The organism is Neobacillus sp. SuZ13 (assembly GCF_030123365.1).
Lineage (GTDB): Bacteria > Bacillota > Bacilli > Bacillales > Cytobacillaceae > Neobacillus.
Genome location: NZ_CP126107.1, coordinates 5293858 through 5314060 on the forward strand (window position 1 = coordinate 5293858; position 20203 = coordinate 5314060).

At 39.7% G+C, this 20203-nt stretch carries 22 protein-coding genes; 1 reads left to right on the plus strand and 21 read right to left on the minus strand.

Going from position 1 to position 20203, the window contains the following annotated elements:
* Positions 1-12: 12 nt before the first annotated feature.
* The 9 genes from QNH17_RS26135 to QNH17_RS26175 form a co-directional block, all read right to left on the minus strand.
* Complete coding sequence (locus tag QNH17_RS26135; RefSeq protein WP_283876127.1) at positions 13-1458, minus strand: aldehyde dehydrogenase family protein; 1446 nt, start codon at positions 1456-1458, stop codon at positions 13-15.
* A gap of 12 nt (positions 1459-1470) precedes the next feature.
* Positions 1471-3159 (minus strand): thiamine pyrophosphate-binding protein, encoded by a 1689-nt coding sequence (locus QNH17_RS26140; RefSeq protein ID WP_283876129.1) that lies wholly within the window; start codon positions 3157-3159, stop codon positions 1471-1473.
* A 26-nt stretch (positions 3160-3185) separates the two neighbouring features.
* A complete protein-coding gene (locus tag QNH17_RS26145; RefSeq protein ID WP_283876131.1) occupies positions 3186-3977 on the minus strand; it encodes an SDR family oxidoreductase in 792 nt (263 codons plus the stop codon).
* An 18-nt stretch (positions 3978-3995) separates the two neighbouring features.
* Entirely contained in the window at positions 3996-4910 is a 915-nt protein-coding gene (locus QNH17_RS26150; protein WP_283876132.1) for a VOC family protein, read from the minus strand.
* A gap of 116 nt (positions 4911-5026) precedes the next feature.
* On the minus strand, positions 5027-5563 hold the full coding sequence (locus QNH17_RS26155) for a cupin domain-containing protein (protein ID WP_283876134.1): 537 nt from the start codon (positions 5561-5563) through the stop codon (positions 5027-5029).
* 144 nt (positions 5564-5707) lie between these two features.
* A complete protein-coding gene (locus QNH17_RS26160; RefSeq protein ID WP_283876136.1) occupies positions 5708-6985 on the minus strand; it encodes an MFS transporter in 1278 nt (425 codons plus the stop codon).
* Between the two features lie 282 nt (positions 6986-7267).
* Positions 7268-8059: an IclR family transcriptional regulator gene (locus QNH17_RS26165; protein WP_283876137.1), complete on the minus strand. Its 792-nt coding sequence runs from the start codon at positions 8057-8059 to the stop codon at positions 7268-7270.
* A 75-nt stretch (positions 8060-8134) separates the two neighbouring features.
* Positions 8135-8938, minus strand: coding sequence for an alpha/beta fold hydrolase (locus tag QNH17_RS26170; protein ID WP_283876139.1), 804 nt, complete (start codon positions 8936-8938; stop codon positions 8135-8137).
* Positions 8939-9124: 186 nt separating this feature from the next.
* Complete coding sequence (locus QNH17_RS26175; protein WP_283876141.1) at positions 9125-9568, minus strand: MarR family winged helix-turn-helix transcriptional regulator; 444 nt, start codon at positions 9566-9568, stop codon at positions 9125-9127.
* Between the two features lie 176 nt (positions 9569-9744).
* On the opposite strand from QNH17_RS26175, the gene QNH17_RS26180 reads away from it, so the two are divergent.
* Complete coding sequence (locus tag QNH17_RS26180) at positions 9745-10167, plus strand: organic hydroperoxide resistance protein (protein ID WP_283876143.1); 423 nt, start codon at positions 9745-9747, stop codon at positions 10165-10167.
* A gap of 208 nt (positions 10168-10375) precedes the next feature.
* Here QNH17_RS26180 and QNH17_RS30115 read toward each other — a convergent pair whose 3' ends face one another.
* The 12 genes from QNH17_RS30115 to QNH17_RS26235 form a co-directional block, all read right to left on the minus strand.
* Complete coding sequence (locus tag QNH17_RS30115; RefSeq protein ID WP_481858637.1) at positions 10376-10534, minus strand: helix-turn-helix domain-containing protein; 159 nt, start codon at positions 10532-10534, stop codon at positions 10376-10378.
* Between the two features lie 40 nt (positions 10535-10574).
* Positions 10575-10844 (minus strand): hypothetical protein, encoded by a 270-nt coding sequence (locus tag QNH17_RS26185; protein WP_283876144.1) that lies wholly within the window; start codon positions 10842-10844, stop codon positions 10575-10577.
* A gap of 176 nt (positions 10845-11020) precedes the next feature.
* The gene (locus tag QNH17_RS26190) at positions 11021-12097 is read right to left on the minus strand and encodes a copper resistance D family protein (RefSeq protein ID WP_283876146.1); all 1077 of its coding nucleotides are present in this window, start codon (positions 12095-12097) and stop codon (positions 11021-11023) included.
* 1 nt (position 12098) lies between these two features.
* Positions 12099-12644, minus strand: coding sequence for a copper resistance CopC family protein (locus tag QNH17_RS26195; protein WP_283876148.1), 546 nt, complete (start codon positions 12642-12644; stop codon positions 12099-12101).
* Positions 12645-12904: 260 nt separating this feature from the next.
* A complete protein-coding gene (tatC, locus tag QNH17_RS26200; protein ID WP_283876150.1) occupies positions 12905-13654 on the minus strand; it encodes a twin-arginine translocase subunit TatC in 750 nt (249 codons plus the stop codon).
* A gap of 105 nt (positions 13655-13759) precedes the next feature.
* Positions 13760-13966, minus strand: coding sequence for a twin-arginine translocase TatA/TatE family subunit (locus tag QNH17_RS26205; protein ID WP_026564126.1), 207 nt, complete (start codon positions 13964-13966; stop codon positions 13760-13762).
* A gap of 71 nt (positions 13967-14037) precedes the next feature.
* Positions 14038-15792: an alkaline phosphatase D family protein gene (locus QNH17_RS26210; RefSeq protein WP_283876153.1), complete on the minus strand. Its 1755-nt coding sequence runs from the start codon at positions 15790-15792 to the stop codon at positions 14038-14040.
* A 374-nt stretch (positions 15793-16166) separates the two neighbouring features.
* The gene (locus QNH17_RS26215) at positions 16167-16853 is read right to left on the minus strand and encodes a DsbA family protein (protein WP_283876155.1); all 687 of its coding nucleotides are present in this window, start codon (positions 16851-16853) and stop codon (positions 16167-16169) included.
* A 38-nt stretch (positions 16854-16891) separates the two neighbouring features.
* Entirely contained in the window at positions 16892-17296 is a 405-nt protein-coding gene (locus tag QNH17_RS26220) for a DoxX family protein (protein ID WP_283876156.1), read from the minus strand.
* Positions 17297-17506: 210 nt separating this feature from the next.
* The gene (locus QNH17_RS26225) at positions 17507-18364 is read right to left on the minus strand and encodes a M56 family metallopeptidase (protein WP_283876158.1); all 858 of its coding nucleotides are present in this window, start codon (positions 18362-18364) and stop codon (positions 17507-17509) included.
* A 1-nt stretch (position 18365) separates the two neighbouring features.
* A complete protein-coding gene (locus QNH17_RS26230; protein WP_283876160.1) occupies positions 18366-18782 on the minus strand; it encodes a BlaI/MecI/CopY family transcriptional regulator in 417 nt (138 codons plus the stop codon).
* 67 nt (positions 18783-18849) lie between these two features.
* Positions 18850-20202, minus strand: coding sequence for a UDP-glucose dehydrogenase family protein (locus tag QNH17_RS26235; protein ID WP_283876162.1), 1353 nt, complete (start codon positions 20200-20202; stop codon positions 18850-18852).
* Position 20203 lies beyond the last annotated feature (1 nt).

Below are 20203 nucleotides of genomic sequence, written 5' to 3' on the forward strand. Positions count from 1 at the left end.
CTGGATTCCCCCTTAGTTGGCCAAACCATAAGAATCTGCGAAATATTCTAGCCCGCAATGCCTCGTTTCACGAGAGAGACCGCTTTCCTTTAACCCAGGAAAATCAAGATGAAGGTCTTGGAAAACCGTATGATTATTATGAAAAACAGCCCCTGCTTCCAAACGGTCCGCTAACTTCACGGCCGTTGCTTCGTCCTCTGTCCAAACAGACGCCCTCAAACCGAATTCACTGTCATTAGCTAGTTGTACAACTTCATCAACATCTGAGAACGGTAGAATCGGAATCACGGGGCCGAATTGTTCTGCACGCACGATTTCACTAGTTTGCTCTACTCCAGTAATAATCGTCGGTGCAATAAAATAACCTTGTTCCCACGATTCCGGATCGAGCTGAATTCCACCCGTAATCACATTTGCTCCTGCATCAGCAGCCCGTTTGATCAAGCCGTTTACATAGTCAAATTGTGACTTGTTATTTAATGGACCCATCTCCACATCTGGTTGAATCCCATTTCCTACCCGAATGCGGCTGAATTCCTTCGTTAATTTTTCAACGACCTCTTCATAACGAGATTCGTGCACATAAATCCTTTTAATGGCGGAGCACACTTGCCCTGCCGCACGAAGAACACCAAACCTGAGACGCTTCACAGCTTCATCATCTAAATTTGCATCAGCAAGAAGAATCGCTGCGTCATTCCCTCCCAGTTCCATATACAGTTTTTTGACGGTCCCGGCAGCGGCGCGCATAATTTCTTTGCCCGTACCGGTACTGCCAACAAATGCAATCGTGCGAACCCGCGGGTCTGAACAAAGCGCATCTCCAATCACACTGCCTGAACCCGTGATCACATTGATAACTCCATCCGGAAAATAGGAAGCTACCACTTTTAAAAAAGTCATAATTGTTAAGGGACAACTCGTTGCCGGCTTCACCACGACGGTATTTCCTGCTAACACCGCAGGGATAACGCGCTTAAAGGTAAGAATCAGCGGGGAGTTCCACGGAGAGATGATCGCTGCCACCCCGCGCGGACGTTTGCGAATTTGCACCTTTTGACCCCCTGGCAGGCTCTCAGGTTTCCACCATTCAAGTAGTTCGTCTGCTCCTTGTTTCATTATATCGACACAACGAAGCAAATCTTTCTTCGCTTCGACCAAAACCTTGCCATTCTCGCGAACTAGTAAACTAACATTCTCTTCAACAACTGCTTTAATCTCTTCAGCTGCGAGCCTCATCCGATTGGCCCGGTCTTCAATCTCACTTTGCGACCAGCTTTCATAGGCTTTAGCTGCGGTTCCCACTGCTTCTTCTACATCCGCTTTTGAACATAAAGCAACTTCGCCGACCACTTCACTCGTCTGAGCTGGATTGATGACTTTTGCTGTTTTTTCAGATACAATCCACTGTCCGCCAATTAGGTATTTTCCTGAAACATAAGGATGTGTTGAAATCACGTTTATTCCTCCCTACAACTTTTTCGGTTTGAAAGCATCGGCTGCACCTGGAGGACCTCCAAATGGTTTCGCCATCGGTCCGACTGCTTCCATATCGACCACAATCATGCTAGGCTTTTTGCTTGCAACGGCCTTTTCCAGTTCTGTGACAAATTCTCCAGCTGAACCAATTCGCGCGGCGTCAAATCCCATCGATTGCGCCAATAACACAAAGTCAGGGCTCATTAAATCAACCGCTACCTGACGGCCATATGCCGCATCTTGAATATTTCGGAGCACTCCGTAGCCAGCATCATCAAATAGAACGACAATCAACGGCAGTTTTTCTTGGGCAGCGGTGGCCATTTCGCCGACATTAACCATAAAGCCGCCATCTCCTGTCATTAATACAACAGACTGATCCTTATTGGCCATTTGCGCACCAATCGCCGTTGGCAGCCCTTGACCAATTCCCCCGCCTGATGCGTGAATCGATGTTCTCGGTTCATAGATTTCAAACAACCGGCTTCCCCAAACATTCGCCTGAACAGTTACATCCCGGACTAAAATTGTGTTTTTAGGCAATACGCTTCGCATGCCATCAAGGATTTGCTCATAAGGACCAAGTGTCGCTCGTAACTGGGTCCGCAATTCTTCGCGAACGGACTGCACTTCATCAAGATAAGAAGGATCCGGAGCCACTGACGTTTGAGTTAATGCTTGATTTAATCCTTGTAAAATATGTTTGGCATCGCCGACAAGTCCATAGCTGGTTTCATAGTTTCGGTTCATTGCCTGCCAGTCTGCATCAATCGCGATATGTTCTTTTGGAGCAGGGACTTTCCAGTTCGCTGTTTCATTTCCTCTAAATCTCACGCCAATACTGATCAACAAATCAGCATCTTTCAGCAAGTTTTTCGTTAATTCATTCGCAGCAAAGTGGCCGATACATTGTGGATGATCTTCAGGTATACTTCCTTTACCTGATTGGCTGGTGATCACGGCTGCCCCAATCTTTTCAGCAAGTGCTGTCACCTCTTTGGATGCGCCAGAAGTAATCACCCCTCCTCCTGCCCAAATAACCGGCCGGCGAGCATGACTAATTTTGCTTACTACCTCTTCTGGTAAGGTTGGAATGGTTTGATTGGTTGGAGCTAAATAGCTGAATTCTTCAATCGAATGCTTAGGGATAATGGCCGATTGAAAATCAATGGGGATTTCAAGTGTCACGGGTCCTGCTGGATAAGCAAACGCGTCTTGGATCGCTTGTCTAACGACGGCACCTGCTTGCTCAGGTCTTCTTAACCGAACGGCTTTTTTACAAGAGCCTTCCATCATCGATAACTGGTCTTTACATTCATGAATATATCCTCTGCCCGTCCCTAAGTAAGAGGATGCCACCTCACCCGTTAGATGCAGAACAGGTACACCTGCGGCCCATGCTTCAATTAACGAGCCTGCTGCATTTCCAGCTCCTGTTCCCGTACTCGTGATCACGACGCCCAATTTCCCTGTCGCTCTCGCATAGCCATCTGCCATATTGGCCGCTCCGCTTTCCCCGCGGGAACAGACTAAATGAATACTTCCTTCGCGGAGAATTGCATCGTAAATCGGCATATTGTGGATACTCACAATTCCAAACGCTACATCTACACCAGCACGAATAAGTTCTTGGACCACTGCGTCAGCTGTTGTAAATTCTAATTGCTTATCTTCACTCATCATTCATTCCTGCCTTTATCTATGAATTAAAGCGCTTTCCCGAGCGCTCCAGCGGTTTCGATTGTTGAACCTGATACATAGCTTGCTTTATTTGAGGCTAAAAATAAAATCACGCTAGCTACTTCTTCTGCTTCCCCTACTCTGCCTAAAGGGATATTTCGTTTTTTGGCTAAGTCAGCATAATAGTCTTCCGCGTTCATATCAGGAGCGTTTTTCAATCTTCTACGTTCCCATTGATCAGTACGAATTAAGCCTAAGCTGACTGAGTTGACTAAAATATTATCGGACGCAAGTTCTTGCGATAATGTCTTGCTTAAATTCAATAATCCTGCCCTCGTTGCCGCTGTGGCAATCATATGCCTTTCCGGCTCTTTTGCTAAGGTTGCATTAATATTTACGATGCGGCCTCCGCCTTGTTTAACCAAATAAGGATGAACTGCCTTCACCGCATAAATAATCGCAAAGTATTTCAACTGGATTTGCTGCTGCCATTGTTCATCGGTAACATCAAAGAAATGCCCCATCACACTTTGTCCGGCAGCATTGACTAGGATATCAATCCCGCCAAAATAGTCTGCTGCACCGCTGATAAATTCATTGACTTCATCTTTATTGGTAACGTCACAGGTTGCGGCAAAAATGGAGGTGGTTGGTCCAAATTTCGTGAGGTGATCATAAGCTTGATCTTTCCGCTCACTATTTCTGCCGCAAACCGCGACGCGGGCCCCTTCCTGAAGAAACATCTCTGCTGTCTTTAAACCAACACCAGAGGTTCCTCCCATAATGACCGCTACTTTACCCTTTAATCCTAGATCCATCATGACACCCCTTTTCAGCTATACCAATGTTTTTACATCGACCCATCCTGGATCTGGCACTCCGCCCATCGCTGCTCGCGTTTCCGGTTTTGGCGGTCCGGCAATGCCCCATTGGTCCATTAGATGTGGGACCCGCTTCCAGACACGTGCTCTCCATTCGGATTCATCTTCAATCGTTTCTAGATAACAGGTATACTCCATCACAAACTTCCCTGGATCTTGAAAATAACAAAATACATTATTACCAGGACCATGGCGGCCTGGGCCCCAAATCTCTTGATAGCCTGCTTTTCTTACATTACTGATTCCTCTCATCACCTCATCGACGGTATCCACTTCATAGGCGATATGGTTAACAGAGGCGTGAGCATCTTGATTGAAGGCAATCGAGTGGTGTTTTCGGTTACAGCGCAAGAAGGACATTTGATGCTCACTCCAGTCCGTCACCTTAAACCCTAAGACATTCGTATAAAAATCAGTAATCATATCTAGGTCTTGCGTGTTCATTACGACATGGTTCAGTTTGACCGGATCGACATTTTTCTTGTTCCAAATCGAAGTATGAATTTCAACCCAAGCGGATAATTCAATGCAGCGATTTTCTGGATCGACAAAGCGCAAGCCGTATCCTTTTCCTTCTTCATCTAAATATCCTGGTGGGGAAACAATCTTGACACCTTTTGAAGCAAGGATTTCCGCTGCACGATCGACAGCATTTTTATCCACCATTCCAAACGCAATATGGTGCAGTCCTCTTTTTTCACCTGCATGAAGGCTTAATATATGGTTTTCAGGGCCTGCGCCTCGAAAATAAACCGATTGTTCATCTTGTGCCACTTTATCTAAGCCCCAAATCTTTTCATAAAAATCAGCTTGTTCCTTTAGAACGGGGGTAATTAAGCTGATATGCCGTAAATGAGTAATACCTAACATCTCTCCACCTCCAATTTTAAAAAACAGGGATGATCCGTTAAAAAGTAAGAGGACCATCCCTGTCAACAAAGTAATCAGGGAGTATGTTTCCCTAAAACATCTGCCTAATTGTCAAATTACTTCCCTTTAATAATTGCTTCTCTTTCCTTAGCACGCTGGATGCGTAGCTCTTCTAGGGGACTGTCTTTTGGATAGGTTGGTAAATTCGGTTTGACTGCTCCTAACATGACAAGCATTAACGCCTCTTCGTCAGTATCATTGCGGAGGCCGCGGTAGACGCCTGGTGGAGAGCTAATGCAATCTCTCTCATTTAAGACAATTTCGTGGACTTCGCTTTCGCCCTCTTCTTGGATAAGAGCAGTTACACTGCCTTTAATCACAAAGAAAACTTCTTCGACATCATCGTGTAAATGAAGCGGTCCCATACACCCTGCTGGTAAAACCATCGTGCTTAAGGTAAAGTGTTCCGCTGCAATTACATTTGAATCATTATTCGCTGTCGCACCTCGGCCAATATATCTCATTTGCGCCCGGCGATAAGCTGGATCAATTTCCTCCTGGAACTTCAGCACATTCCAATCGAGCGTGCGATCCTTTAACCTCGCCACATATTTCTTTTCAAATGCTTCTACCGAAAATTTTTCCTCAGACATTTTCAACACTCCTCTTTGTTTTATATGCAAAACATTGTTTTCTTTATAAACCAATAATAAATCTCAATATTATAATTGTCAATTAAAAATATTGAGAAAATTTAATATTTAAAACTATGTTTTATATACGTAACATTTAACATACTAGATTGTCACTCGATTGGGAGGGACACTCTCAATCTTGAGCTCAGATGCTTCTCTTTTTAAGGTAAACAGGTACGCAACGAATCCGAGCGCAGCTGCGATAATCAACATAACAATCGACGGTCCAAAGTCCCCGCCAGCGATATCAACCATAAAGCCCATAATATAGCTAGAAAACCCGCCTAGAATGTTCGTGAAACCCATTAATCCAGCTGCACGGCCGGCTGTTTCAGGTGTCGAGAATTTAACCATAAATAAGTTACTTAAATGGAATACTCCCCCTTGCGTTCCCATCGCTAAGCCCATGCAAATCCCCGCCATCACTGGCTGCGGCGAAAGAATTGCTGCTGTTAAAAAGGTGGCTGTCAAAAGAAATAGAATCGTCGCAAGTAAACTAGGACGCTTAGTTTTATCGGCCAAATACCCGCAAATGAGAACGAATCCCAAGGCAAAGAGCCAAGATAACGAGGTGATTCCAGTCATCGCCTCTCTTGAGAAACCTTTCGCACCAACTAAATAAGTAGGAAGCCAAATACTAATCCCAAAAAATAAGAACGATGACACTAACATGCCGAACCAAACAATCCAATAACGGTAATCTTGAGCAAAGTTTTGTTTTTTCGTTGTTACCTTGGAATCTGTTTGACGAATATAATCTAATTCCCTTGGATCCAATCGTGGATGTTCTTCAGGAGTATCACGTGTAAGGAAGATAAACATGGGAAGAACAATTAAAATATTAAACGCTGCTAAAACAAAAAAGGCTGCTTGCCAATGGAAGGTAGCAATCACAAGAGTTAAGATAATGGCTCCACATGCCGGTCCTAAATAGTTTCCTGCCAGCCATGATGATTGCGCCCTGCCGAGTTCGCGTTGGTGGAACCAATTGGAAATAAATTTCCCACAAATTGGAATCATCATTCCTTCACCGATACCAAGTATGACACGGCTCACGATAAACATCTCGTAGGAAGTGGATAACCCGCCAATCACCATCGTAATCGCCCATACAATTAGACCGATGATACCTGTCTTCCTTGCCCCGAGCTTGTCTATGATAAATCCCCAGAAGATATTGGATAAGGCATAAGAAATCGTAAAGATAAAAGTAATCAATCCAATTTTTGCGTTCTTATCGGCACCAGTTAATCCTAGATCAGTTAAGAAACCTTGATCGGTTTGGATAATCGAAATCCCTAATTTATCAATTTGTCCAAAAAACCAAAAAAAGAAAATAGGCATGGCAATATAAATCCAACGTTTATTCGTTTTCAGCAAGAAAAGTGCCCCCTTTTTGTTTTGAATCCCAGTGAATGCGCTTCCATAAGATTTTATTATCAATTATATAATATTTCATTGCCCCAAACGGACTTTTATCCCTCCTTTAATATTTTCCAGTAGCAACGAATATGTTTTATATACAAAACAAGGTTTGCTACCTAAGTTTATTTTAAAGTTTTGAGAAAATTGTGTCAACCGTAATTATTCAATTTGTTTCATTTGATAAAATGCGTTTTGTATATAAAACAAACAAAAAGCTTGCGATGGTCCGCAAGCTCACTAATTTATTTTTGTATGATAGCCCATAAAGCCTGAAAGAATTTCAGAAGTTTCCAATACTTTAGGTACAGCTATTTTTTCAATAAAATCTTGGCTGAAAGTAGCCTCAGTTGCAACCACATTAAGGGCAGCCATTACTTTACCAGTTCGCTCAAAGATCGGTGCTGCCACGGACTGAATTCCATGGTGGAATTCTCCTTTAGTAATCGCATATCCCTTTTGCCTGATTGTTGCTAACTCCTCTTGAAAATCCATATAATCGGTTTGCGTTCGTTCCGTGTAAGGTTTTAAATTTGAGCCAAATAATATTTGATTTAGTTTTTCTTGAGGTTGATAAGCCAGCTGCACCTTTCCATTAGCGATCGCATGGGCGGGCAGTCTTAACCCGATATTCACATTGACCGCAGACACCCCTCGGACAGGTGCACTGCCGACATAAACGACTTCTTGTCCATCCAAAATAGATAAGTGACAAGATGCCCCTGTCTCATCCCTTAATTTTTCTAAATAAGGCTGCGCAATTTCCGGGAGTTTTAATGTACTTAAATAAGCAAAGCCTAATTCTAGCACTTTCGGAGTTAAACTGTAGCGTTTCGTGTGTTCATCCTGATCGAGATATCCAAGTGTTTGGAGTGTATACAATAATCGGAACGGAACAGTTCGACTCACTTCAAGTTCTTTTGCAATTTCAACTAAGGATAATGTCGGACGCTCTTCACTAAATAACTTTAAAATTTCCAATCCCCTTACTAGCGAATTGGCATTATATCTGTCCTTTTCTTCTTTTGCCATCAGCACTTCACCATCTCATTGTTAATTTACTTATACTACTATTTTATCAAAATTTAAGCAAAGAAAGATATTCCCTTATTTTTTTATCGGTAAAGAGGTTAGAAAGTCACGGACGATTTCATTAAAACGAGTTGGGTCTTCTTGATAACATAAATGTCCGGTTCCAGGAATCGTAACAAATGTTGATCCCTTAATACCCTCATGAAATATCTGAGATTCACTAACAGGTGTCACTCGATCTAATTCTCCACAAATTACTAGAGTTGGTACATGGATAGCAGAGAGGATATCCATTTGATTCAGAGAAAAAAGCGAATAGGCCACAGAGCGAAAGCCCATCGGTCTGATTTGCGAATAGATTCTTTCTGCTTCTTTCTTTATTTCAGGATCCGGTTGTGGTGATAAAAGTTCCTGTACACGTAATTTCGCAAGTTCTTTTGGATCTAGTGTTTCAATGTTACGAAGGCGATTGTTTAATCTCCGTTCATTCTCTTCTTCTCTCAAGGCCGCCGCTCCTCTGGTTGCATCTGAAATAATTAAAGCGTCTACCATTTCTGGAAAGCGGTAACAAAAGTCGAGTGCAATTGCAGAGCCCATCGAATGTCCTAGGAGCGTGACGGATGGATAGTTTAATTTTTCGATGAATCCTTTCAACACATCAGCAAACACACTAAATTCTTTCAATTCTACTACTGGATCCGAACTTTTCCCGTATCCAGGCGCATCCCATGCAATTACCTTGAATTGCTTAGATAGGCCCTGTAATTGCTTTTTCCAGGACTGAGAGTTGTTCCCCATTCCATGTAAGATTATTAATGGGGGTCCCTCTCCCTCGATTTCAAAATGAATCTTCAAATCTTCTACTTGTAAAAATGGCATATGTCCCCTCCTATATATCGTTTTACTAGCAAAACGATGTTTTATATTTCTATATTAAAACAACAACGCGATAAGTCAACTGAATTTTCAGAAGTTCCTGAAATCTCTATGAGTTGGTCAACCACTATAAAGGCAAAAAAGACAAGAGCATGCGCTCTCGCCTCACTTTACCGTTTTATGCATATTCTAATTCTCTTTTACTTTTTGAATACGTTGAAGAATGGTGGTAAGGGTGTGATCTAAATTCTTCAATTCTTCATAATCCGTTGATAGGTTTTGTAACAATTGCGAAGGAATGCATTCGGCTTTCTGTTTCAGTTCTTCCCCTTTTTTTGTCAGTGAAATGATCACACTTCTTTCATCCTCTAAGGATCGCTTGCGCTCTAAAAGACGATTTCCCTCCATCCGTTTGAGCATAGGAGTTAACGTACCGGAATCTAAAAATAGCTTTTGTCCCAGTTCTTTTACAGTGATTGAATTTTTCTCCCATAATACTAACAAGACAAGATATTGCGGGTATGTGACATCGAGATCTTCAAGTAAATCTCTATATAGCTTTGTGATTTCCCGTTCGGCTGTATAAATTTTAAAACAGATTTGATTTTCAAGCTTTAAATTCTGATTATCCATCCCTAAGTTCCTTTCACGTTTCCTAATTTATATCATACACAAATCGCCACTTAATAAACACAATTTAATTTTACACAATATAATTGTTGACTTCTATAATCATGGAAGGTAAGATGATTTTGTGATATTTAATTTTGCACAATTTAATTTTACAAAATCGAAAAGGGGTCATTAAAATGAATTCATTATATACAGCGAAAGCTACAGCAGAGGGCGGAAGATTAGGGAAAGTAAAAAGTAGTGACGGTACACTAGACTTGGCGCTATCCATGCCCAAATCACTCGGTGGACAAGAAAAAGAAAATGCTACAAATCCAGAACAATTATTTGCAGCTGGATATGCTGCATGCTTCGATAGTGCATTGAATTTAGTGGCAAGACAATCGAGAATGCGGATTGAATCAAAAGTTACAGCAGAAGTGTCAATTGGGAAGGATCTAGATGGAGGATTCAAACTAGCAGTTGCACTGTTTGTTGCCGTTAAAGGAATTTCATTGGAAGAAGCAGAGGATTTAGTCGCTCTAGCGCATACTGTTTGCCCTTACTCGAAGGCAACGAAAGGGAATATAGAAGTGGCATTACAAACCGTATTATTGTAACTAGCTTTTGAAAAATGGGATAGGCTTGCTTGCCTATCCCATTTAAATTTGAAGTTTTTATTTAACCATTGTGCATAGACAGTTTCTCACGAACCAATCGTGTTGCTGCTAGAAGCACCGTAAACAGAGATAATGGCTGAACCACTTTTGAGAAGCATTTCGGCCTTGAGGCATTATGGGGAAAAATAAATGAAAATCATAGTACAATTCAATTCCTTGCTAATCGATAATCTGAAGGCCTAAACTGCATATACTTTTTAAACATACGGCTAAAATAATTGGCATCCTGGAAACCTATTTTCTCAGCAATCTCACTAATGGGCAAATCAGTCATTTCTAAATACGACAATGACATGTCAATTCTCATTCGATTTAAATAATCAATCAAACTAATCCCTACTTCTTTTTTAAACAAAATGATGCCGGCTCAAGCAGCAATATTGTGCTATCTCATTTAGAGAAATACTCTTCTGATGGTGTTCTTTAATATTACCAATAGCTTGTTGAATAACAGGACTTACTTCATTAAGATACTTGTTTTCAGATTGCTCTGTCAGCCAAACTGCATATTCAAGAGCCTGATTATTTTTTAACTGTGTTGGACTTCGTAATCCCAGATGTTTAGACAGAAAATCATAAGTGCCTTCCCCGCTAATGTACATTTCAATTGATTTCAACTAAATTTTTCCGTATTGTGTTGAAAAGTTTGTCTCTTTATAGCCATAGAAAAATCCCCTCCAAATAGTAGTGTAACACCCAAGTTAATTTCATGGGCTTTTTACACTGTCTACTTAAAGGGGATAATATCAAATTTCAGCCTTTATTGTGTTTGTTAATATTCGTCAGTCAGGGCTTATATGGCTATGGACAGTATTAAACCCAAATACAATGCGACGATAAAACCAACACTAAACACGACTCCTAGAATAGGTTTTACCCTTTTAAAACTGATTAAAATCAGCACCAAAAATAGGATAGCAACGATAATTAATAATCCCGATTGAAATGACGGGACTATATGCAGCTGTAAGGTTGAGAGAATATTTTCCCCCAATAACAATTCGACCCACTTAGATGCACCTTCCGACTTCACAGTGAATTCAACTTCATGTGGTGGCGATAACGTTCCCATCACGGCTGTAAAATAGAAAACGATCAATAAAATAATGCTTTCAGCTTTTACCCACGGTTTAGGATTAAAGCTAGGGAGTTTTAATGCTTTTCTTGAAAGCACACCATTTATTAAGGCAAAAACTAATACGGGAACGATACTAATATGCTTTAAAAGAAGCATTTGTCCATACGGCAAGACCCAAGTTTGTATATACTCTCTAGGTTCAACTACAAATAACATTAGATAAATCCCACTAATAATTATGATAATGATGCAGAAAACGGCAAAAGGCGTAAACCACCGCAAAAATTTAGACCAATTCGACCACTCTTTAGAGAACCAAGCAACATGAATAAGTGTCCCTGTCCATAATGTAATAATTAGAAAATGAGTGCTATGTGACAGCAATCCTGGCCAAAATGACAGAGAAGCAGAATGACTGGAATATCCAACAGCTAATATCATCAGTAACAGCAATATAGTTTGCACATATTTGGACACCTTTAGCAAAATTGCTAGATATAAGAATGTCGCCATAAATCCAATAAACATCCATGCTTTTCCTACCTGGAAGTCCAACAAAACAGATTTTATGGCTAAGGGAAGACCCACTCCCCCCTGAAAATAGGAAACAGTCTGAACAATAGGACCTAATGAGAAAATAATAATTCCAAGTGTGGATAGCAGTAAAACTGGTATTGGGATATTTATTTTTGGTTTATTTGTTTCAGGTACAAACTGTAAAGCCATATGCCCAACAAGGATCGAATACAACAAATAATTACAGAATTCTGCAATAGGAATTAAGAACCCCATTTTAACGCTTCCTTCTAAATAATAGGAATACTCCTATGATTAAAATGAGGACTACCACGCCTAGAATAATATTCTTCATAATTAATGGGGAATCCGTCGATTCATTTTTTGTTTTTTGCTGGTTAGTATTCTCTTTTTTAGGCTCTTCCTTGTTTGGAGTAACCGGCTGTTTTGTTTCAGCCTTCGGTTCTTCCTTCACCACCTTTTGCACTGTAAATGGAATTTCACCAGATATAGGGTGACCATCTTCGCCAGCAATACTCCACTGTACCGAATAAGTACCATTTTCTAAGGCGGTTGATACAGTACCGATTAGTTGATTGTCGTTCGGGGTAACACTTACTAAAGGTATTTCCTTACCATCCTTTACTAAGGTCATTGTGCTTAACGATTCAATCTTTCCTTCATAGGTAAGCACGATTTCTTTAAGGTCCTCTTTAACAACTTGTCCAGAAGTTGGATTGGATGTTGTTAATTCAGTATGAGCGCTGGCAATCGAAGGAAGCATGACCAACATGCCAACTAGTATGAGTAGTAATTTTTTCATTATGTATATCCTTTCTTAGTAGCCAATATTTTTTTACACATTCCATTCATTATAACATCATCATTCTGAATCAAATGACACGGATTTTCAACTTCTTTGCACTCATCAAAAATACATCAAAGTATTCATTATTCGTACCCTTTTTTAGAAATGAATAACTGATTATTTCAATCAAAAATAAAAGGATGAAACCATTTCAGTATCATCCTTAAGTATTTTCTAATTTATATTAATTCTTTTCAATGATGATCTGTTGTGAATCATCCGCTTTCCGGTAGACCATCATTTTGTAGAGCTGCTTCAAGCAACAATTTTTTCCTGTAAACAATCTTAGACAAGGATACGCTCAGTTCATATAGTAGTAGCAATGGAATCATAACCAGAAAATCTGAAAGAAAATCAGGCGGAGTGATCAAAATGGATACAACAATTAGACTAAAATAGGAGAGTTTCCTTGCCTTTGCTAGCCTAATTGGATTTAGAATACCTAATCTTGTTAAAAACATCACCACAAGCGGCATTTCAAACAGAAAGCCAAATGGCAGTGTTAGGTTGATCATGAATCGAAAATATTTTTCAGCTGTGAACATCGTTTCAAATTGTCCTGCTGAAAGATTCGTTAAAAATCCCAGCACAATTGGAAACAGCACGAAATACCCGAATGAAATTCCTCCAATAAACAACAGAAATAACCCAGGGATGAACCTTAAGGTCACCTTACTTTCTTCACGATTCAGCGCCGGTGCCACAAAACGCCACGTCTGGTAGGCAGCTACTGGAATAGTTCCAGCGACTGAAAATACTGCTGCAATCATCATGTAGACCCAGAGGATATCACTCGGACCAAGGATAGCCAGTTTTCCATCAAGATCCTTCACAAGCCAATTATAAATGTCCTGCACAAAAATACAATTGGCGATCAGAAAAGTAACAAAAGCCAGTACCGTCATAATCAAACGCCGGCGAAATTCCTCTAAATGATCTGTCAGTCGCATCTCTTTGGTGTCCATACTAGAAACCTCCTTTTTATTCCTACGCGGTTAGGTAAGTTACTCCAACATTCCTGGCACACATAGAAAGAGAGCTGACGGGCAGTCCGCCTGCTCTCTTTTCTATTAGTTTTCCTTTCTCACAGCGGAAAGTGCAGGTTTTTTTTCTTCCTCTTTGTGATCATCAGATACTAATTCCTTTGCAGCTCCTTTGAATTCGGTTAAGGTACGACCAAATGCCCGGCCAATTTCCGGCAACTTTGATGGCCCGAAAATAATTAGAGCAATGACGAGTACTAAAATTAACCCTGGAATACCAATATTGGAAAGCATATAAGTTCATCTCCTCTAAGTGTCAGTAGGGGTGATTCGATAATGTCTTTAAACCAAGCCTTTCAACTAAATTAATTAGTAACGGCTCCGCGTTTGCGCTTTTTCTCCATTTGCTTTTCGTGCGCGCGAGCGTGGGCAAGGTGACGGTCTTCTTCGACTTCTGCAGACATTTTGATACCCATAGGCACTGTAGTTGCAGCTATTTCCTTGATCCCTGTCTGATCTTTCTTATAAACAAATGACGCTCTTGTGGAAATATCAGCTCCCGGCTCGGTTACGAACGGAACAACACGGTAATCTGCACGCCATTGCTCTGGAGTGACCTGGCATCGAACGTAACCGCGGTAATTATTAAAGAATTTAATGTGCGGGTTATCTGCTAAAGATTTGGCTGTGTCTGCACGCCAATCCGAACCATTTCCTCCTGTAGTAATCGATGTTCCCACAAACTCTGCTCCAAAAATCGGAGCGTCCGGATTGTTGTAATCAGTCGTCAGGTTAGAAGCCCAGCTTGCATGGACATCTCCAGTTATAACGATAATGTTGTTAATGTTCTTGCCAGCAATAAAATCTGTGACACGCTGGCGTTGTGCTGGATAGCCGTCCCATGAATCCATGCTGAATTTTGGAACCGTGCTGGTTCCAGACTTGCGCTGTGCAAAGAAAATCTGCTGGGCAAGGACGTTCCAATGAGATTTAGAATTTCCTAGATTGTTAAACAACCATTGTTCTTGCTCAGCACCGAGAAGAGTACGCTTTGGATCTAAGGATTCCGGTGTATGAGCTTTCGTACCATCACCATTCGCCTGGTCATCCCGGTACTGGCGTGTATCAAGAACATAGAAATTCGCCAAATCACCATAAGTGAAATCTCTGTATAATTGCATCCCGCCATCGTGGGGCAATGACGACATGCGGAGCGGCATGTGCTCGTAATATGCCTGGTAAGCAGCGGCACGGCGCTTGATAAACTCTTCAACTGACTGGTCCTTTTCTGGAATGACATTCGCGTAATTGTTTTCCACTTCATGGTCATCCCATGTAACCACCCACGGGAATGCAGCGTGTGCAGCCCTTAGGTGTTCATCTGAACGATATTGAGCATGACGAGTACGGTAATCTTCAAGCGTGATAATTTCATCGCCTTTGTGTGCACGGACATTGCCCGTTGCAGAAAGATACTCATTCGTACCGTATTCATATATGTAATCGCCGACATGGAACACAAGATCGAGATCCTCTTTCGCCATATGCTTGTACGCCGTATAATAGCCGTGTTCATATTGCTGACAGGAAGCGAATGCGAACGTCATGCTTGCTACGCTGGCACCTGCTGCCGGAAGGGTTTTTGTTTTTCCAACAGGGCTTAGTTCATTTCCGGTCTTAAATCGGTAAAAATACACCGTGTTCGCCTTCAGCCCGCTTACTTCTACATGGACAGAATGTGCGAGGTTAGGCGAGGCATGTTCTGTTCCTCGTTTGATTACGTTGCGGAAGTTTTCATCTGTTGCAAGTTCCCAATTGACTGGAACGATATGAGATGGCATCCCTCCGCCATTTAACGGATCCGGAGCCAACCTTGTCCATAAAACGACACTATCAGATAACGGATCACCGGAAGCTACACCAAGTGTAAAAGGATATTCACTGAAATTCGGAGCCGCATCAACTTTAAATCCTCCCATTGACTGAGCAATGGCCAACCCTAGGGACAGTCCTGCAATCTTTCCAGCTCCATAAAGAAAACTGCGGCGATTTACATTCTTTTTCAAATTCCGTTCGGTAAAATTCCTAATTAATTCGTCCAAAGTTCTCTCATTTGTCATGATTTCTTCCCCCTCTGATTATAGGATTTCTTAAACACGACTTTGATTATAAATGGTGTTTATTGATAGAGTGTGAAGATTGTAAATAGTAAAATAATAAGGAGGCCAATAGATGGTGAATCAATAACAGTAATTTGGAACTAAGTAGAGAGAAAAATTCAAATAAGTAATCTATATTTTTTCCAATCAACGGCAAATTCTATCAATTTCCGTAGTCATTTTGTCTTGTTTTATTTAATGTTTTCTTAATAAAAAACTTACAAACACTGGTTAACCAGCATTAGAATCAAAAAGTGGCTTCCCAAACTGTTGGGAAGCCATGGCTTATTTGTATGATTAAAGGTTTTATTAGTTAATTATTTAATATTTAGAAATCACTCTTCATTTGCTGCTTCGTCTACCCTTTTCTTAAAATCATTATAGGTATTCCCTTCAAATTTCACACCATTAATAAAAATGGAAGGAGTGCTTGTAATACTTAACTTATTAGCTGCACTCATATCTTTCTCCCATGCCTCTTTTGATTGGTCATTATTAAAGGCATTGACCACTCTTTTCACCTCTGCTTCAGAGACAATTTCACTTAAAGTGTCATTAAGAAAGGCTTCTGTATAGATATCCATTTGCTCCGCTTTAGGATCATCAGGTTGTTTGTCATATAACAATTCATGGAACTTCCAAAACGTTTCATTTCCCAGCTCATTAAAGACAGTTTCCGCAAATTTGGCAGAACGAGTTGAATCAACATTGATAAACGAATAATTCATAAAATAAAACGAAGCTTTTCCTGTATCGATAAAATCCTTTTCGATATTTGGAAATAGTGTATCATTAAAATTTTTGCAATAAGGACATTTATAATCACCAAATTCAACAATCTTTACAGGGGCAGACTTTTCCCCTAAAACTGGCTGTCCATCATAGTCCATTGCTTCTTTTTTAGCCGTATTTGATAAGAATATTAAACCAACTAGACAAAAGGCAATTAATCCAATCACCCAGAAAATAAATTTAGATGATTGATTATTCGACTTTTTCGTTTTTTTGTTCTTTGAAGACATCTATTCACCCTCTAATTTCTCTAAGTATTTAAATCTCTTTATTGTGGGTTTTTTGAGAATAATTTTGAATCAAGAGAAAGAACCGAATTTGAATTTAAGAATAGAAATACTGCCATAACAGCAAAGGCAAGATCCAATTCAAACCCCGCACCTTGTCCATTTCCCATGAATCCAGCGGCCAATTTCACCTTTAAAATAGCTCCTATCATGATGAATACAAACAGAGCAGCAATATATCTTGTTCCAAATCCGATGGTTAATAAAAGACCCCCGCCTAATTCGATAATGGCTACTATGTACCCCATAAAACCCGGAATTCCTATACTATCAAACCAACCTACAGTATTTTCAATACCATTTTGAAACTTTGAAACACCGTGAATAAAAAATGATAACCCTAAAAATATTCTTAAAATGAGTGTCCCAACTTCTAATTTTTTCAATTTACTTTCTCCTCTCAGATTCCGTTTAATCACACTACAAACCGTAGTGTAAAAGAGTAACAAATTCTCCCTTTTACACGAAAAAAACCTACTTAACACTACTAATTGTAGTGTAACATATTACAAGTGGTCAAGTGATATTACTTCTCTACCAATTAATCTATTAACTACTTAATTAAATAAAGGATTGGACTTAACCTCCAATCCTTATTAGGCTATAACTAATAGCAATAATATTAAAATAAATACATTTAAAGAGATAACGATTGATCGTGTGTCTACTTTAACTGGAATTGATTGTTGCGGATTAATTAATTGTTGAAGCCTATAATCGATTGTACTATCTGCAAAATGGACTATAGCTGGAGTTAGATTTGAATTAACCTTCAGCTGCTTCTTGATTAACTTTAAAAGAGCGCTGCCTAATCCCAGTTCTGAACCCATCCGATTAATCGCATATTCATCGGCAACTAGCTCAATCATAATCCGATAATTCTGATAGGACCATCTCGTAAGAGGGATATACCATATCGATTCTGAAATGATTTGTAAAATAAACACCTTAATTCCATCATAATATCTTTGGTGCGAAGTCTCGTGATAGATGACTGCTTCTAATTCCTTTGCATCTAACATTTCAATAAGTGTAGTAGAAAGGACAATTACTGGGTTCGAAAAACCAAAAGTAAATGCCAACGGATCGTTATGATTGATCACAACAATATCATTATTTTTTCTGTTAAAGATTTGATTCAATTGTTTGGATTTACCTTTATTTATAAGTAGTTGAATTTTACTTTGAAATGAATTTAAAACTAGGATTTGCTGTACGACCTTTTTACAAATCAAGAAAACTGTATAAAAAATATACGCATTCACAATTATTAAGATCACATAGTAGGCAAAAGTGCCTTTTTTAAATAAACTAACGCAAAAATTAAAGATATTAAATAGCTCTAATGGGCCAAATAAGATATTAACTAGAAACATAGCCATTTGAACAAACAAGATAATCGCAAAGAAAAGGGCTAATCCTAAAACGGCAGTAGATTTATGTTTCCAGACCATGTTACTTTCTTCCCTTTTTTAATTGTTCAATTTTTTGTTCCAATTTCTGAAGTAACCGGTCATCCACTTCATTTAAAGAATCGAGCATATGATTAACCACTAATCCGCCAAATTCGTCCAAAAGGTTATCTGTTAGTTTTTTGGATTGGTCGCTAATAAAATCCTCTTTAGTTTTTACTGGTTTAAAGAGAGATGTTCTTCCTTCTACTCTTTTCGTAAGGATATTTTTATCGACAAGACGATTCATAACGGTCATAACTGTATTGAAGTTGAGCGGTTTTTCATTTTCTAACTTTTGTTGAACGTCCTTTATACTCTTTTCATTGCCTTCCCAAAGAATGTCCATTATTTTAGATTCAAGCGGACCGAAAAAACGATTAAGTCCTTCTTGGTCAAAACGAAAATTGTTTATTGTCATTTAACATCCTCCCTTCCATTACATATTGTAGTGTAATACCCTTAATTTTTCAATTTGAGCCTTATGTCTATCCAAGCCCGAAACCGAATGTTTTTATTAAGTTTTCTTTTCCCATCACACATGGTCTGCCTATTGAATGGTATTCAACAGGGAAACCTTTCATGGCATCTAGCTGAAAGCAATTTCTGCCATCAAAAATAACTGGCTCTGTCATCCATTCAGAAAACATATTTATAGGAATATTTTTAATCTCTTCCCATTCCGTTACAATGAACGCAAGGTCCGCATTCATCAATGCTTGCTCCAATGTATCAGAATATGAAATTAGCTCTCCCAATTCTCTTTTTGCATTTATTATTGCAACAGGATCATAGGCAGTGACAATCGCTTCCTCCATCACTAACCTTTTTGCCAGCTTGATAGAAACAGACTCGCGGACATCGTCAGTATTAGGCTTGAATGATAGCCCTAACAGTGTGACCTTTTTTCCCTTTAAACTTTTAAACCGATCTAATGCTTTTTCGATTAGCTTTAATTCTTGCCTTTTATTAATTTCCAGAACCTCATCTAGAATTCTGATTGGTTCTCCAACTTCATTTGCTAAATGAGTAAGTTCCTTCGTATCTTTAGGCAGACAAGAGCCTCCAAAACCTACTCCAGCATTTAGAAACGAGGTTCCAATTCTTGCATCTAGCCCGATCCCCAGGGTGACTTCTTCAATATTCCCACCTATTTGTTCACAAATACTAGAAAGTGCATTTACATAGCTAATTTTTAAGGCTAGAAATGAATTGGAGGCAATTTTAATCAATTCCGCACTTTTTGTATCTGTTTTAATAATTGGAATTTGCAGTGGTTTATATAACTCTTCCAATGTATCGATCGCTTCCTTGCTGTCGGATCCGATTATGATACGGTCTCCATGGAAAGTATCATAAACGGCACTACCCTGCCTAAGGAATTCTGGGTTGGCAGCCATATGAAAACAAAGTGGTGAACGGAATTCAGACTGAATCCACTCTTTAATTTTCTCATTTGTTCCTAATGGTACCGTGCTTTTCGTTACAATTAGGATATTATTTCTAGTTATCGTTCTGCCAATTTCTTTTGAAATCTGTTCAATATATTGTAGATCAAGCGAACCATTTTTATCATTTGGCGTTCCAACTGTGATCATGATGATATCTGCATCCTGATAACCGACAATAGGATTGGTTGTAAACGAAAGTCTGCCTGTCTCAATATTATCTTTCATTAACTCTTCTAATCCCGGTTCATAGAAGGTTGCTTCTCCTTTAAGAAGAGTATTTATTTTTTGAGGGTCACGATCCACGCAAATGACTTCATGGCCTATCTCCGCTAAACACACCCCTGTGACAAGTCCAACATACCCTGTACCAGCAATGGCTATTTTTTTCAAA